Below are 16,970 nucleotides of genomic sequence, written 5' to 3'. Positions count from 1 at the left end.
GGAAACAGGCACCAAAGTTCAACATGTGTGGCTACGCTGCGCCAAAGCTGGACGTTGTAAGGATTGGCGTGGTCGGCATCGGTAACCGTGGATACGGAGCACTGGAAAGACTGGTGAAAATTGAAGGCGTAGAAATAAAAGCTTTGTGCGATCTGCGCCCCGAAAGAACTGCGCTGGGTAAAAAATTTGTGGAAGCATCTGGTCATAACCCTGACTTGTATGATGGTAAGGTTGATTCATGGAAAAAACTCTGCGAAAGAAATGATCTTGACCTGGTGTATATTCTTACCCCCTGGGAATACCATACGCCGATAGCGGTTTTCTCTATGAATCACGGCAAGCATGTATGTGTGGAAGTACCAGCAGCAAAAACATTGGAAGAATGCTGGCAACTGGTAGAAACATCCGAGCGTACCCGCAAGCATTGCATGATGGTAGAAAATTGCTGTTATGATTTTTCTGAATTGCTTACATTGAACATGGCGCAGCAGGGCTTCTTTGGAGAGATCGTGCATTGCGAAGGCGGCTATATCCACAACCTGCAGGAACTGATGTTTAGCAAAGAACATTTTTACCAGATGTGGGAGTTAATAGAAGCTTACAAGAGAAAAGGCAACCTTTACCCAACACACGGACTGGGACCACTTTGCCAGGTATTAAATATCAACCGCGGTGACCAGATGGATTTCCTGGTGTCGGTTTCTACCAGTGATTTTATTTTGGGCGACCTGGCAAAAGAATATGCAAAAAAGGATGAGTTTTACAAACCCTTCGTGGGAAAAAACTACAATGGCACCATGAACACATCTACCATCCGCACAAAAAAAGGCAAAACGATTATGTTGCAGTTTGATGTAGGTTCACCCAGACCTTACAGCCGCAACCAGTTGATCAGTGGCACCAAAGGCATTGGTCAAAAATATCCTGAGCCGGCCCGTTATGCAACCGGCCACGAATGGCTGAGCCCGGAAGAATACAAGGCACTGGAAGAAAAATACCAGCCACCCATCATCAAAAAAATCGGCGAGTTGGCCAAACAGGTAGGCGGCCATGGTGGCATGGATTTTATTATGGACTGGCGCACTATCGATTGCCTGCGCAATGGCTTACCGTTAGAACAAAACGTGTACGACGCTGCCTTGTGGAGTTCGGTATCACCGCTAAGTGTATGGTCGGTAGCCAACAATTCCAATTCCATCAAAGTGCCGGATTTTACAGGAGGATCCTATAAAACGAACAAACCGGTAGATATTTCGATGACGACGGGGGGAACGACTAAAGTCAAGTTATAAGTTATGAGTTATAAGTTATAAGTGTTGCTTCGAAGTTTAATAGTTATCCGTAACAGAGGAAGCTTTGAAAAAAGAAACTATGCGCTCTATACGTGTAGAAAAAGTATACAGATAAGACAAAGAAACATAATTCTTATTCTGTCTTCTTTTTTAATTTTAGTTGAACGGAATAACAAGCGACAGATTTTTTCAGCTAGAGAGGTGGTTAAAATTATTATACTTTTCAAGCTGTTCTTCTAACTGAACACAGTAACTGGATAAGCTGCCTCTTTGGGTTCGGTACCGACGAAGTCGGTATTCAAAAAAATATGCAGTATATTTTTTTGAAAGAAGCCAAAGCAGCAGCGTTCCAGTTACGCAGCCCGCCGGCTGTGGAGGCGAAACCGACAAATTTAAAAGAACTAACAAAATCCAAAGGCTTAAAAAATATCAATCAGGAAATCATACTATGCAAAATATAAACCGAAGAAAATTCATCCGCACAACAGCAATAACCAGCGTAGGCCTGGGCATAATAAATTCATTACCCGCAATGAATTTAAAAAATAAGGTCAATGGAAAAAGAATCGGCATCATCGGCTTAGATACCTCCCACAGCACTGCCTTCGTAGAAGCCCTCAACAGCCCCAACCCTGATGCAGCCTACGACGGATACAAAATAGTAGCCGCTTACCCCAACGGAAGTAAAACCATCAAAAGCAGTTATGAAAGAATACCAGCGTATACAGAACAGGTAAAAAAACTCGGCGTAGAAATAGTAAGCTCCATAAAAGAATTGTTGACAAAAGTAGACGTCGTAATGCTCGAAACCAATGATGGCAGGCCGCACCTGGAGCAGGCATTGGAAGTAATGAAAGCTGTCAAAACACTGTGGATTGACAAACCTGTTGCAGGTACATTAGTGGATGCCATCGCAATTTTTGATGCATCCAAAAAGTATAAAGTACCCGTGTTTTCAGCATCCTCATTAAGATATGCCACCAATGTGCAGGAAACAGCCAACGGAACAAGCGCCGGTAAAATATTGGGCGCAGATACCTTCAGTCCCTGCCCGTTGGAAGCTACACATCCCGATTTTTTCTGGTACGGCATTCATGGAATAGAAATACTGCTGACGGTGATGGGCACCGGTTGCAAACAGGTCAGCCGGGTACATACAGAAGATACGGATGTTGTGACAGGTGTTTGGAAAGATAATCGCATCGGCACTTTCCGCGGTAACAGAAAAGGTCCCAACGAATACGGCGGTACTGCATTTGGGGAAAAAGCCGTGGTACATCTCGGTCCATATGCAGGCTATGAACCATTACTAAAAGAGATTGTCAAATTTTTCAATACTGGGATAGCTCCGGTAAGTGTTGACGAAACGCTGGAAATATACGCCTTTATGGAAGCCGCGGATGAAAGCAAAAGAAGAGGAGGTATTGCAGTAACGCTGGATGCAGTAATGAAAAAAGCGCTATCAAAAAAGAAAATCATTCATTGATAACATAATTAAAACAATTGTATGGAAAATAAAATCACAGGGGCAGGCGGAGAATCAACCCGCAGATCGTTTATCAAAACGACAGGGGTAATAACGGCTGGCTTCCTGCTTTCTCCCCAACTGATCCAATTGGCCAAAGCAACACCGCCCGACTTAACCGGAGCACCGGCCATCCTAACCGGCAACGCCAGTGTAGCTGCAACGTTAGGCGGATTGCCGGTAAGGACAAAAAAATGGCCGGAATGGCCAATCTGGAATATTGAAGCAGATGAAAAAATTGTGGTAGATGATATCCGGAGCGGCATCTGGTCAAGAGCCGGACTGGTAAAAGAGTTTGAGGAAAAATGGGCCGGTGTGGTAGGCACCAAAAGATGTCTCGCTGTTGTAAACGGAACCAACGCCCTCACCACTGCGTTAATGCAACTCGGTATTGGCGGCGGAGATGAAGTGCTGGTGCCGGCGTATACATTTATCGGCACCGTTGCACCCGTATTGGCAACGGGCGCCATGCCAATTTTTGTAGACACCGACAGGGAAACATTTCAAATAGATGTTACAAAGATCGAAGCTAAAATCACCCCCCGTACAAGAGCCATTGTGCCGGTACATATTTTGGGCCTGCCGGTAAATATTGAAAAGATAATGGCCATTGCCAAAAAGCACAAGTTGTTGGTAGTAGAAGATGCCTGCCAGGCACATATGGCCGAAGTGAATAATAAAAGAGTTGGATCTTTTGGAGATGCCGGTTGCTTTAGTTTTCAGAACTCAAAAAATCTGGCTATCGGCGAAGGTGGTGCTATCACCAGCAACGATGAAAAGTTCATGGACAAGTGCTATTCGTACCACAACTATGGCAATCCTTATGGTTCGGTAGTGGGCTCGGTAGACGCAGGCACTTTGATAGCTGGCAACAAATTGCGGCTCACCGAATACCAGGCTGCCATTGGCCTTTCGCAGTTAAAGCGCCTGGAAGAACAAACGAATTTGCGCAATGAAAATGCGGCTTACCTGCGCAATAAAATAAAAGATATGCCGGGCATCATTCCTTACAAGCTAACGCCCAACGTTACCAAAGCTGCTTTTCATTTATTCCCGTTCAGGTACAATAAAGACGGGTTTAAAGGATTGTCAAGAGAAGCATTTATCAAAGCGCTAACGGCTGAGGGTGTACCGGTTTCCTCTGGTTATACGCCGCTTAATAAAATGCCTTACCTCCAGAATGCATTTGAATCCAAGAACTATAAAAAAATGTATTCACCGAAGGCGCTTGATATAAAAGCCTACATGCAGCACAACGATTGTCCCAATAACGATAAGCTTTGTAATGAAGAGTCGGTATGGTTGTTTCAGTCAATGCTCTTAGGATCAAAAGAAGATATGGATGATATAGCAAGTGGCATCGAAAAGGTGTATAGCAATGCAGAGGCGATCAAGAAAGCTACGAAGTAGCTAGATGGTGAATGGGCAATGGTGAATAGTGAATGGGAGAATGCTGAATGCCGCTTTAAATTTTTCTCGCTCTGAATTGCCTCGCTCTTTAGAGCGGGGCAAGGAAAAAAAACACAGAACAAAAATCGGCTTTAGCCGAATCATATTTTTTGAATAAGCAGTAGTATTTCAATTATGCATTGTTGTGTCACTCACTTGTACGTCATACCATTTTTGAACATCTTAAATACAAGTCTTCGTTAAAAAAGAATTAACCAATCAATCAACATGAAATTATATAGTTTACTTTTTTGTATGTCAGTTTTTGGAATTACACAAGCACAACAAACAAAACCGGCAACATTGGTCGCTACCACTTACAATTCAGGTTTTGAATTGGCACATGATACCTACAACGGCATGTATGCTGCCAGTGATAATAAAATTTATTATGTGCTCAGTTCCCAGTCAATCGACATTGGCGGCAAGATGTATGCATATGATCCTGCCATCAACAAAACAATACTCTGCGGCGACCTTACAGAAGCCTGCGGCGAAAAAGGATTGAAGACAATTGTGCAGGGAAAGAGCCATGTAAAATTTGTAGAGTCAGATGGTAAATTATTTTTTGCTACCCACATTGGTTATTACAGCATGGTAGATGGAATGGAAAAAATGGGCATTCCGCCCGCAGGTTATAAAGAATATCCTGGTGGTCATTTACTGGCATACGATTTAAAAACCCATAAGTACGATGACCTGGCTATTGCACCACACAAGGAAGGTATTCTTGCAATGAACATGGACACCAAAAGAAAAATTATTTACGGACTAACCTGGCCCACCGGGTATTTTTTCCGGTACGACCTGGCAAAAAAAGAAATGCAGGATTTCGGTTCCATGGCGGGCGACGGTGAAAATGGGGTAGGCAATAAATTTCGTACGGTATGCCGTTCCATTGCAGTTGATCCGGAAGATGGCTCAGCCTATTTTACAACCTCGGAAGGCACGATCTTTCGCTGTCGCTCAGCTGCGTCAAGCCTTGAACCGCTGGAAGAAAATTTAAAGAAAGATTATTTTGGTTTGTACGATCCAAGCTCACCCGGCCACATGGGCTACAACTGGAGGCAAACGGTGTACAGTCCGACGGATAAATGTTTTTATGGGGTGCATGGTAACTCGGGCTACCTGTTTAAATTCGATCCCAAAGCCGAGAGAATTGAAGTGCTGGATAGGCTCACTTCCGATATTTCCAAACGCAGCGGCATGTTCGATCAGTTCAGTTACGGTTACCTCGGTTTTGAAATAGGAAAGGATAAAAAGACATTGTATTACCTAACAGGCGCACCCATTTACAAAGATGGGAAAAGGGTAGCCGGCAAATCAAGCACCGCCATGGGGGAAGCCAAGGGACTCGAAGATTTGCACCTGGTTACTTATGATATTCCAACCGGGAAAATAAAAGATCATGGCGCTGTATTTTATAAAAATGGTGACCGGCCCTTATACGTCAATTCAATAGCAGTAGCAAAAGATGGCACTGTATACACGCTGGCAAGAATTGCTGAAAATGGGAAAACAAGAACTGATTTGGTAAAAATACCCGTGGGTAAGAAATGATTGAATTGTTGAAGTGTTAGATTGTTAAATTGCAGGATTGTTGATTTGCTGTAGTCTTGTAGACAGAATTTTAGAGTAAGATTGTTGTCATCTGTAATTGTCTTAGTGAAAGACTAGAGTCTGCGATCCATGTTTCGAGTTGAAATCAGTAACTGCATAAGCCGCATCTTTTGGTTCGGTCCCGACAAAGTCGGGATTCAAAAAATGCGGAGCATATTTTTTGAAAGAAGCAAAAGCAGCGGCGTTGCAGTTACGCAGCCCCGCCGGCTGCAGAGGCGACTCTTCAAAATTGAAAAGAAAGGCAAAGCAGAATAACTTTACAACATTGCACCTGTTTTTGATTTACCTGATGCTATAAACGAAACTACTAATGAAAAGATTTCTCACCATATTTTGTCTACCATTATTCATTGCAAGCAGTCTTGCTCACGCAGGCGAAATAAAAGCCGGCGCAGCCCGAATCTCCATAACCCCCACAACCCCCATGTGGCTAAACGGGTACGCCGGAAGAGAAGCGCCGGCTACCGAGAGCATCCACGAAATATGGGCTAAGGCATTGGTGATTGAAGAGAACAAAAACAGCAGCGTAATATTTGTAACCACCGACCTGCTGGGCCTCTCACACGAAGTAGTGGAAGCGGTGTACAGAGCATTGTCAGCGAAGTATGGCATCAACAGATCTCAACTGAGCATGAATGCTTCGCATACACATTCAGGCCCGGTGGTGTGGCCCTGCCTGGATGTGATACATGATTTTAATGTAACTGACCAGGGCACAGTTGCAACATACAGTCACACACTAACAAACAACATTATAAAAGTGGTGGCGGATGCCATGAGCAAACTGGTTCCTGCAAAATTGTACAGCGGACATGGGTCCGCAGGCTTCGCAATCAACAGAAGAAATTTAAGAGATCACAATAACAATGGTTCCACCGATCATGATGTACCGGTATTAAAAGTGGCCACACCTGGAGGAAAAATACTGGCTGTATTATTTGGCTACGCCTGTCACAATACAACTTTAGTAGATGACAACCATCTTTTTAATGGCGATTATGCCGGCTTTGCACAAATTGAAATTGAAAAAAATAATCCCGGTGCCGTGGCGTTGTTTTTAATGGGCTGTGGCGGAGATCAAAACCCCGAACCAAGAGGCACGGTGGCATTGGCAACAAAGTATGGAAAAGAATTGGCGGATGCAGTGCAAACAGCCATGACGGGAACAATGAAAACAGTGAATACACCCGTGCGCACCAGCTATGTAAATACAGATTTGAATTTTCAAGCTTTTGATCTGGCGATGTACCAGAAAGATATCACCGGCGATAATAAGTATTTTCAACGCAGGGCCAAACTCATGCTGGAAGCCTATAATAAGGGTTGGGACGTAAGTAAATTTCACTATCCCGTTCAGGCAGTACGTTTTGGAAATGACCTCACTATCCTGGCTTTGAGCGGAGAAGTGGTGGTGGACTATTCTTTAAAATCAAAAAAAATATTTGCCGGTGAAAATTTATTTGTCGCCGGTTATTGCAATGAAGTAACTTGTTATATCCCTTCCAAAAGAGTATTGAAAGAAGGCGGTTATGAAGCAGATGAAAGCATGGTGTATTATGGTTTACCCGGTCCGTTTGCTGATGATGTAGAAGACAGGATATTTAAAGCGATCCGGCAGGTATTACAAAATACAGGGGTGAAAGTTGAAATAAATAAATGATTTTTATTGATGTAAAATTGGCGGCGGATTTCACTTAGCCTCCGTCGGGGTAGTATCCACCCAACCCCGTCAGCGGTTAAAAACCCTGACGGCGGTTGAGAAGAGAGATTCAAAAATTGATCAGTTGTACAACTCTGTTTTTAACAGAAATAAATAACGTGACATCTTCTAAAAATAATTGTAAAAATTGAACGCTACCGTAAGTGTAAACTCACTCAGTAAAAAAGACATTGTTATGTCAATGGCTTTTATCGCCATGCTCTTTTTTATTTTCGGTTTTGTTACCTGGGTAAATTCCATATTGATACCCTACTTCAAAATCGGCTGCGAACTCACCCACTTTCAATCATACCTGGTGGCATTTGCATTCTACATTTCTTACCTCCTTATTTCAGTGCCTTCCTCTTACCTGCTAAGGAAAACCGGTTTTAAAAAAGGCATGATGATTGGCTTTTGGATCATGTCTTTCGGCGCCTTTGTTTTTGTACTGGCAGCATTCAGCCGCACGTACGGAATATTTTTAGCCGGACTGTTTTCCATCGGCGCCGGGCTCGCCATTCTTCAAACAGCCGCCAATCCATACATCACCATTTTAGGCCCAAGCGAAAGTGCTGCACAACGCATCAGCATCATGGGCATATGTAATAAAGGCGCCGGCATACTGGCCCCGTTGCTATTTGCCGCGGTGATCTTCCGGCCCAATGATACAGAGCTTTTCAGGCAACTGAACGGGATGGGAATTGAGGAACGAAATGTAGAACTGGATGCATTGATCCGGAGAGTAATTGTGCCCTACACGGTTGTTGCAACGGTGTTGCTGGCCCTTGGTTTTTTAGTGCGGTTTTCTCCTTTACCTGAAATAGATACCGAGCATGAAACCGAAGAGTTGGCCACCATCAACTCGGGCAAGAAAAGCATTTTCGGCTTTCCGCATCTCATCCTTGGCGCCATCGCTATTTTTCTGCATGTGGGAACACAGGTGATTGCCGTCGATACCATTATCAATTACGCCGGTTCCATGGGCATCAAATTGCTGGAAGCAAAAGTGTTTCCTTCCTACACATTATTCGCCACCATTTCCGGCTACATACTGGGCATTATTTTAATACCCAAATTCATCAGTCAGTTGACTGTATTAAGAATTTGTACCGTGCTCGGATTGTTATTTTCTTTGCTGATTTATTTTAGTCACGGACAGGTGACACTCCTGGGGCATGCATCCGACATATCGTTGTGGTTTGTCGTGGCGCTGGGTTTCGCCAATTCCATGGTATGGGCAGGCATTTGGCCGCTGGCATTAAACGAATTGGGTAAATTTACAAAGCTGGGTGCATCGGTCATGATCATGGGTTTGTGTGGCAATGCCTTTCTGCCATTGATTTACGGCTATTTTGCAGATGCATTCAATGTGCGGACGGCTTACCTGGTTTTGTTACCTTGTTATGCGTACCTGATTTTTTATGCGATGCATGGGTATCGGTTGAGGAGATGGGCATAGTGTCCGTAACCCCGATGGCGGCTATCAGCCCCGTCGGCGGTTGATCAGGGACTAACTTTAAGGTCTATTAAATAATGTCGAAGGTTATCAGAGATGATGAAAACGTTTAAAAATATTTTTTGACAGACATTTGTTTTTCATAGCAACACTGTTGTGTCACTCCCTTGTACTTTTACAACAACTGGCAACAACGGACGGAAGAGCTTATTTTAAAAGCAACCTAATTTAGAATTGAAAAAAATGAACACAGGAACTTTCAAAATAGTAAATGGTAACATCATCACGCCTGATAAAATCATTGAAGGAGGAAATATGATTGTCAGCAATGGCATCATCACTGCTGTTAGTGAAAAAAATATAGAAGCGAAAGATGCTGTTGAAATCGATGCGGGTGGCAATTATGTTTCACCGGGCTTTATTGACATTCATGTACACGGTGGCGGTGGGCATGATTTTATGGACGGACATGCAAAGGCTTTTCTGGAAATAGCCGCCACGCATGCCCGGTATGGCACCACGTCTATGTTGCCCACCACGCTCACCAGTTCAAAAGAAGAATTATTCCATACGCTGGACGTATACGAAACTGCAGATAAAAATAATACCAATGGTGCCTGGTTTTTAGGATTGCATTTAGAAGGGCCTTATTTAAATGTGAAACAATGCGGCGCACAGGATCCCAAATACATCCGCAATCCTGACCCCGCAGAATATAAAGAAGTATTGTCAGCTACTAAATTTATAAAACGCTGGAGTGCTGCGCCCGAATTGCCCGGTGCCATTGAGTTTGGACAATACCTGACGAAGAAAGGGATTTTGGTGGCCATGGCACATACTGATGCAATTTATGAGGAAGCGTTATTAGGATTTGAAAATGGCTACACACTCGCTACGCACTTTTATTCGGCCATGAGTGGTGTGGTCAGGCGCAATGCGCATCGGTATGCCGGTGTGGTAGAAGCAGGATACTTAATTGATGAAATGGATGTAGAAATTATTGCGGATGGGGTGCATCTGCCTGCACCCTTATTAAAACTGGTATACAAAATAAAAGGTGCCGACAGAACAGCATTGATCACCGATGCCATGAGGGGCGCCGGTATGCCGGAAGGAGACAGTGTATTAGGAAATATTGATACGGGCTTAAAAGTAATTATAGAAGATGGCGTAGCCAAACTGCCCGACCGCAGCTCCTTTGCAGGCAGTATTGCCACCACTGACCGGCTCGTGCGCAATATGGTCAACATGGCGGAAGTGTCGTTGTTGGATGCGGTCAAAATGATGACACTGACACCGGCCCGCATAATGAAAGCAGCTCATTTGACCGGCTCACTGGCAGAAGGTAAATTAGCGGACATTGTATTTTTTGATGATAACATCAACATACAGATGACCATGGTAAAAGGAAAAATTGTTTATAAAAAAGAACTGTAACAGCGCAACAACAAAATGATCAGGGAGTTTACAACAGACAAACTACAGACAAAAATCTATGCCAGCCGCACAGCCATGGGCGAAGCGGCAGCCAGTGCCGTAATTGCAAGGATCAGTGAATTACTGGCAAGCCTGGACGTTGTAAACATCATCTTTGCGGCGGCACCATCTCAAAATGAATTTTTGGCGGCGCTTGGCAACAGCACCCTGGATTGGAGCCGCGTGTGTGCCTTTCACATGGATGAATACATTGGCCTGTCTGCTGATGCGCCGCAGGGCTTTGGTAATTTTTTGAAAGAAAAGCTTTTCGACAAACTGCCATTTGCAGCCGTTCATTATTTAAATGGCAATGCCGCTGATCCTTCTGCCGAATGTAAAAGATATGCAGCTTTGTTACAGCAATATCCGGTTGATATTGTTTGCATGGGAATAGGGGAGAACGGGCACCTTGCTTTCAATGACCCGCCGGTAGCGGATTTTAACGATGCACAATTGGTAAAGATCGTGGAGTTGGATCAGGCTTGCCGGCAACAACAGGTGAATGATGGTTGCTTTGCCACCATCGGATTGGTACCAACGCACGCTATCACTTTAACGATTCCGGCATTGATGGCTGCTCAATATATTTATTGTATGGTGCCGGGGCCTACCAAGGCTGTGGCTGTTTTTAATACATTGCACCAGGATATTGTTGAGCAATATCCTTCAACGATTTTACGAAGGCATGATAATGCGGTGTTGTATTTGGATGAGTTGAGTAGTGGTATGTTGTAGTACCTATATCTTGTATTATGTTCGCAAGTTCTTTTATTTTACTGTTGCTCTTTTCTTTACTTTTTTTGTCTTGACACAAAAAAAGTAACAAAAAAAAGTCAAGGCAGCAACGAAAACGGCCCGTTGCTGCCTTACAGCTTTGTTGAACTTTTGTGCATGGTGGTTTCGGCTTTTGTAATTCTATTGTTAGACTTGTTGCAGCTTAAGTAAAAAGTACAACCTTATATTTACTAAGTTGAGATCAGTAAAAAATAATAATTGGTCGCAAGATCTTTTATTTTACTATTGCTCTTTTCTTTACTTTTTTTGTCTTGACACAAAAAAAGTAGCAAAAAAAAGTCAATGCAGCAACGAAAACGGCCCGTTGCTGCCTTACAGCTTTGTTGAACTCTTGTGCATGGTGGTTTCAGCTTTGGTAATTCTACTGTTAGGCGTGTTACAGCCGAAGTAGAAATGTCCGTCGGACAATGCGTAGAGGCTTACAAGTTATTCTTCGAGTTTAACACAGTAGCTGGATAAGCCACCTCTTTCGGTACGGTTCCGGCGACGCCGGAATTGGAAAAATGGCGTAGCCATATTTTTCCAAAGTAGCGAAAGCAGTGGCGTTCCAGCTACGCAGCCCGCCGGCTGTGGAGGCGAAGGCAACGAATTGACAAGAGCCAACATACAAGAAAACTAGTTGAAAGTATCGGATAAAGGACTTATCAAATAAGGAAGAGCTAGTAAAATTAGAAAGCCAAAGCCGCTATAAAAAACAACTTTACAACAGTGCGACGCCAATGTCGCCGCCATGAAAAATTAATGTTGGTAACCAAAAAAAATATTTAATAAGACTGATATGTGGATGTTTAAAAATTTAAGGAAAAAATCGATTTTAGTTATTGCAGCAAGTACATTTTTCTGTAACACCATGAATGCACAAACAAACAAAAAAGTACAATTGATCACCTTAAACCCGGGGCACTTTCATGCGGCGTTGGTGCAGAAATCAATGTATGCAACCATCGATCCGGAAGTGTTTGTGTATGCGCCGAAAGGGAAAGAACTGGATGCGCACCTGGCGCTGGTAAATGGCTACAACACCCGTGCGGAAAACCCGACGGTGTGGAAAGAGATCGTTTACACCGGCGATGATTACCTGGCAAAAATGCTTAGCGAAAAGAAGGGCAATGTGGTGGTGCTGGCGGGCAATAATAAACTAAAGACAACCTATATCAGTGAAGCTGTGAATGCAGGTTTCAACGTGCTGGCGGATAAACCGATGGCGATCAATAAAGCGGGTTTTAACCTGCTGGAACAAACCTTTGCTGCGGCAAAAAAGAAAGGTGTGTTATTGTACGATATCATGACGGAGCGGTCGCAGGCTACCAATGCATTGCAGCGGGAATTGTCGATGTTGCCGGCAGTGTTTGGCACGTTGCAAAAAGGAACGGCAGCGGAGCCGGCGGTGATTAAGGAAAGTGTACATCATTTTTTTAAAACAGTGTCGGGCAAACCATTGATTCGCCCGGCCTGGTATTTTGATGTGGCGCAGGAAGGGGAGGGCATTGTGGATGTTACTACGCATTTGGTTGACCTGGTGCAGTGGGAATGTTTCCCCGGCGTAACGCTGCAATATAAAAAAGACATCCATGTGGACAAAGCCAAAAGATGGGCCACAGTAATCACCCGGGCACAGTTCCAGCAATCCACGCAGTTGGATCAGTTTCCGGACTACCTGCAGCAATATGTAAAAGACGGTGCGCTGAATGTGTATGCCAACGGTAGTTTTGATTATACCATTAAAGGGGTACATGCCAGGGTGTCTGTGACCTGGAATTTTGAAGCGCCTGTGGGCGGCGGGGATACGCATTACTCGGTTATGAAAGGTACAAAAGCCAGCCTTGTTATCAGGCAGGGAGCGGAACAACAATATAAGCCGGTGCTGTATATTGAGCCGGTTGATCATTCCACTGCGTATGAAAAATCATTAACTGCAGCCATCACCCAGCTGGCAAAAAAATATGAGGGACTTGCTGTAAAAAAAGTGAGCAACGGATGGGAGTTGGTAATTCCTGCGCAATATGAATTGAACCATGAAGCCTGTTTTGCAGAAGTAACCAAACGGTATTTGGATTATTTGCAGAAAGGAAAAATGCCTGCCTGGGAAGTGCCCAATATGCTGGCAAAATATTATACCACGATAGAAGCATTGCGGGTGGCAACTAATGCAAAATAATTTTCAGGTTTGGTTACACTCACTTAATACATTTCTCAATTACCGGGCTACATGTTCAAAAATTTAGGAACACTGTTTTTTATTATGCTGCTCTTTACGGCATGTAAAAAACATGCCGGTAACAATCACCTGCTTTTTTATAAAGACAATTCCGGCAAAGAACAACCGGTTAGCAGTGTGGAGGATTGGAGCAAAAAAAGATTGCAGGTACTCGATAGTCTGCAGGCTGCGATGGGTGTATTACCTTCCTTTGACTCCTTGCCTGCATTTGATTTGCAGATAAGGAATAGTCTGCGCCAACCCGGTTACACCCGCTATACCATTGATTTTTTGGTGGCAACAAATGAGCGCCTGCCTGCGTACCTGTATATTCCCGTGCATAAAGACAATCAGCTGAAACTACCGGCCATGCTGGCCTTGCATGAAACAGATTCGCTGGGAAAAGGCAGTGTGGACGGGCAGGGACACAACCTAAACCTGGCCTATGCCAAAGAACTGGCGCAAAGGGGATACGTGGTAATAGCGCCAGATTATCCCAGCTTTGGTGATTTGAAAAAATACGATTTCAACAATAGCCGGTATCAATCCGGCACGATGAAAAGTATTTTTGATGATATGCGTTGTGTTGATTTGTTGTTGGCCAGGAATGATGTTGATCCGGAACGCATTGGTGTTATCGGGCATTCCCTGGGCGGACATAGCGCCCTGTTTGCTGCAGCCTTTGATACCCGCTTAAAAGTGGTGGTATCAAGTTGTGGCTGGACCTTGTTTGACAATTACAATATCGGCAAAGAGGCGGAGCAAGTCTATGGCGGCAGGCTTGGCCCTTGGGCACAGGATCGTTACATGCCGTTGCTAAGAAATAAATACCAGCTTGATCAGGCAAAAATACCGTTTGATTTTGATGAAGTGATTGCTGCGATAGCGCCCCGTTCTGTCTTTACCAACTCGCCTTTGAAGGATGGTAATTTTGATGTGCAAGGTGTTCAACAGGGAATTGCCAATGTAAGCGCAGTGTATCATTTGTTGCAGGCAGATGATCGTTTGCAGGCTAGCTATCCTTTGTCTGAACATGACTTTCCGAAGGAGACACGTTTGCAGGCATATCATTTTATTGACCACGCATTCTATCATATTCCAACAACTGATATTCCAAAATAGCCGCCGATGCCACCATTACTGACCAGGTTTTTAGTCGTTCAGCTTGCTGTGATTTTATTGATGCCATCGATGAATGTATTGGCACAGGATGCGCCGTTTATTTTAAAATCCACGCAGCTTACAATAGAGTTGAATAAGCAGGGAAAGGTGACAGGTATTACTTTCAACCGGAGCGGTTTGCATAAGGCTGTTGTTGCTTATACAGCCGTAGAAAGCTTCACTAATACAAATGATAAAGCCATTCCGTCAGCGGATAAAAAGTCTATCCGGTTTGAACATGCTTTGTATTCTGACTCTTTGCGGCAAGCCTGCACGTTGATAGAGACGTTCAGTTCAACGGTTAATAGCATTCGCTGGGAGATGGAGATTACCGCTGCCGGTTCAGCCTTTTCTGTTCCGATGAAAACGGTAGTGCAATATCCTGCCGGTAAAGACAGCCGCTTCTGGACGAGCTGGGGAGCGCCGCAATTTGATTCTGCGAATTGCGACCCTCAACTGCTGGCTTCATTATCTCCTTATAAAAATAAGACTGCTGAAAAAGGCTGGATGGATCCGCTGATACCCATACCTTTTTCAAAACAGACCCTGTATTATGGGGCGCCGCCTTTTGAATATACCGATCCGAAGGTTGGTGTTATTCCTTTCCAGGGAAACCTGTTTGCCATTCCCTTTGCATCGGTATTTGAACAACCACAGGATAACGGCTTGTCTGTTTTTTTATCGCCGGAGGATGATATTGTCAACCTGCTGATGAAAACCGGGGCCAATGGAAGCTTTGTATTTGAACGGCTTTTTAATAAAGTGAGTGGTGACAAAAAAATAAAATTTTCATCAGACCTGGTGGCGCATGAAGCTGACTGGCGAAGCGTCTTGAGCTGGTTCGCTGCCCGCTATCCCGGTTATACAAATCCGAAAAACCCGGCTGCTGCGGCGTTGGGTGGAACGGCTGCTTACTCTAACTTCTTTGATGATTTTGATGCCCTGAAAATGAAACGGATGGCTTTCACGGTGAACTGGCAGGCGAGCTTTGATTTTCCTTATATGGGTATGTTTCTGCCACCGCTGGAAAGAACAGAGCAATGGACAAGATTGGGTGGTGGTTCTATCTCGGTGCAGCATATGGATGATTATGCAAAACGCATGAAACAAAAAGGTTTTTATGTGCTTAGTTATTTTAACGTTACCGAGTTCGGCAGTTGGTTTAAGTATCCGCAGTCATCGACGGGTACAGACAGCAATGCCTTGTGGAAAGATGCCAGTAATTTTTTGTACAACAATTTCCCTAAGGCAATGCTGACCGTTGCGGACAAAGTGAGTATTACGGATGCGCTGGATTCAAAAACGGTGCATGGCGGGCCTTACTATAGCTGGAAAGATGCGGTAGCAATGGACTGCGGCGATCCTGCATATCAGCAGTTTTTATTGAACCAGGCACAACGGCACATCAAAGAAATTCCGAATTCATTTGGCGTCTGCATAGACAGGTTGGACTGGCTGCGTTTCTTTAATGAAAATGCGGACGATGGCATTAGCTGGTTTGACAATAAACCTGCCCGGTCATTGGTGAATTCCTGGAAGGGGTTGATGGAAAAGTTAGGTCCGCTGATGCATACCGCGGGTAAATCTGTTTTGGTAAACAACCATTACAAACGCATCGATTTATTGAAACATGCTGATGGCATACTGGATGAATTTACCAACGCCACAAGCCCGTTAAACCTCACTGCGTTTCTTACTCTGAACAAACCTGCACTGGGCTGGACGCCCGGCAAGGAAGTGATTGAAGCCGCAGGCGGTGATAACTTTTTTCAGAAATATTTATACCTCGGCGTATTTCCCATGTGCCCCTTTCCCGGCAATGACCATGCGTTGCAACCTGACCCTATGGTGGATGAGTTGTACCTCGATTATGGTCCGCTGATGAACCAGCTAAAAGAAAAGCAATGGCTGCTAAAACCGGGTATTGTCCGGGTGAACAATGATAAAGCTAAAGTGAATATTTTTAAAACTAAGAGCGGCTATTCAATACCGGTTGTGTATGGTGAGGGTGATGTTGTTACGGTTGTGTTGAAGGATGCAGCTTTTGCTAAAGGTAATTTTATTTACAAGGTTTATTTGCCGGGGCGGCTTGATGCGGTTAAAGTGAAGACTACAAGAAAAGGCGATCTGGTTGAATTGGCTGTGCCGTTGGTGAGGGGGGCTGCGATGGTGACGATTACGAAAGGGCTTAAGGCAAAGGATGCCGGAAAAAGTGCAGGCCGCGTTGAATGAATGTTAACTGGCTTCGGTATTTTATACGTTTTGTTAAATCAAAAAGAAATCGTGTACTCTTTTTTATC

General features: G+C 44.1%; 11 protein-coding genes. All 11 read left to right on the top strand.

What is annotated here, in order from left to right:
* Positions 1-1,292: Gfo/Idh/MocA family protein (locus JWR61_RS18035; RefSeq protein ID WP_301929138.1), on the top strand; the 1,292-nt coding region annotated here is incomplete at its 5' end.
* Positions 1,293-1,824: 532 nt separating this feature from the next.
* Positions 1,825-2,778, top strand: coding sequence for a Gfo/Idh/MocA family protein (locus JWR61_RS18030; RefSeq protein ID WP_301929137.1), 954 nt, complete (start codon positions 1,825-1,827; stop codon positions 2,776-2,778).
* Positions 2,779-2,799: 21 nt separating this feature from the next.
* Positions 2,800-4,227 (top strand): DegT/DnrJ/EryC1/StrS aminotransferase family protein, encoded by a 1,428-nt coding sequence (locus JWR61_RS18025; protein ID WP_301929136.1) that lies wholly within the window; start codon positions 2,800-2,802, stop codon positions 4,225-4,227.
* A gap of 294 nt (positions 4,228-4,521) precedes the next feature.
* On the top strand, positions 4,522-5,826 hold the full coding sequence (locus JWR61_RS18020; protein ID WP_301929135.1) for a hypothetical protein: 1,305 nt from the start codon (positions 4,522-4,524) through the stop codon (positions 5,824-5,826).
* Between the two features lie 370 nt (positions 5,827-6,196).
* Positions 6,197-7,546: a neutral/alkaline non-lysosomal ceramidase N-terminal domain-containing protein gene (locus JWR61_RS18015; protein WP_301929134.1), complete on the top strand. Its 1,350-nt coding sequence runs from the start codon at positions 6,197-6,199 to the stop codon at positions 7,544-7,546.
* 235 nt (positions 7,547-7,781) lie between these two features.
* Positions 7,782-9,044: a sugar MFS transporter gene (locus tag JWR61_RS18010; protein WP_301929133.1), complete on the top strand. Its 1,263-nt coding sequence runs from the start codon at positions 7,782-7,784 to the stop codon at positions 9,042-9,044.
* A gap of 240 nt (positions 9,045-9,284) precedes the next feature.
* On the top strand, positions 9,285-10,478 hold the full coding sequence (nagA, locus tag JWR61_RS18005) for an N-acetylglucosamine-6-phosphate deacetylase (protein WP_301929132.1): 1,194 nt from the start codon (positions 9,285-9,287) through the stop codon (positions 10,476-10,478).
* A 15-nt stretch (positions 10,479-10,493) separates the two neighbouring features.
* Positions 10,494-11,252, top strand: coding sequence for a glucosamine-6-phosphate deaminase (locus JWR61_RS18000; protein WP_301929131.1), 759 nt, complete (start codon positions 10,494-10,496; stop codon positions 11,250-11,252).
* A gap of 910 nt (positions 11,253-12,162) precedes the next feature.
* The gene (locus tag JWR61_RS17995; protein ID WP_301929130.1) at positions 12,163-13,470 is read left to right on the top strand and encodes a putative oxidoreductase C-terminal domain-containing protein; all 1,308 of its coding nucleotides are present in this window, start codon (positions 12,163-12,165) and stop codon (positions 13,468-13,470) included.
* A gap of 51 nt (positions 13,471-13,521) precedes the next feature.
* Positions 13,522-14,631 (top strand): alpha/beta hydrolase, encoded by a 1,110-nt coding sequence (locus JWR61_RS17990; RefSeq protein WP_301929129.1) that lies wholly within the window; start codon positions 13,522-13,524, stop codon positions 14,629-14,631.
* 6 nt (positions 14,632-14,637) lie between these two features.
* Positions 14,638-16,902 (top strand): hypothetical protein, encoded by a 2,265-nt coding sequence (locus JWR61_RS17985; RefSeq protein WP_301929128.1) that lies wholly within the window; start codon positions 14,638-14,640, stop codon positions 16,900-16,902.
* Positions 16,903-16,970: the final 68 nt, after the last annotated feature.

The sequence above is a fragment of the Ferruginibacter sp. genome, from assembly GCF_028288465.1.
In the GTDB taxonomy this organism is placed as follows: domain Bacteria; phylum Bacteroidota; class Bacteroidia; order Chitinophagales; family Chitinophagaceae; genus Ferruginibacter.
Note: the sequence above shows the minus strand (reverse complement) of the source record. Positions and strands in the feature narration are given on the sequence as shown.

Coding starts and splice junctions, on each gene's coding strand:
- JWR61_RS18000 (WP_301929131.1), top strand. CDS start 10,494: ATGATCAGGGAGTTTACAACAGACAAACTACAGACAAAAATCTATGCC.
- JWR61_RS17990 (WP_301929129.1), top strand. CDS start 13,522: ATGTTCAAAAATTTAGGAACACTGTTTTTTATTATGCTGCTCTTTACG.
- JWR61_RS17985 (WP_301929128.1), top strand. CDS start 14,638: ATGCCACCATTACTGACCAGGTTTTTAGTCGTTCAGCTTGCTGTGATT.
- JWR61_RS18015 (WP_301929134.1), top strand. CDS start 6,197: ATGAAAAGATTTCTCACCATATTTTGTCTACCATTATTCATTGCAAGC.
- JWR61_RS18025 (WP_301929136.1), top strand. CDS start 2,800: ATGGAAAATAAAATCACAGGGGCAGGCGGAGAATCAACCCGCAGATCG.
- JWR61_RS17995 (WP_301929130.1), top strand. CDS start 12,163: ATGAATGCACAAACAAACAAAAAAGTACAATTGATCACCTTAAACCCG.
- nagA (WP_301929132.1), top strand. CDS start 9,285: ATGAACACAGGAACTTTCAAAATAGTAAATGGTAACATCATCACGCCT.
- JWR61_RS18030 (WP_301929137.1), top strand. CDS start 1,825: ATGAATTTAAAAAATAAGGTCAATGGAAAAAGAATCGGCATCATCGGC.
- JWR61_RS18020 (WP_301929135.1), top strand. CDS start 4,522: ATGTCAGTTTTTGGAATTACACAAGCACAACAAACAAAACCGGCAACA.
- JWR61_RS18010 (WP_301929133.1), top strand. CDS start 7,782: ATGTCAATGGCTTTTATCGCCATGCTCTTTTTTATTTTCGGTTTTGTT.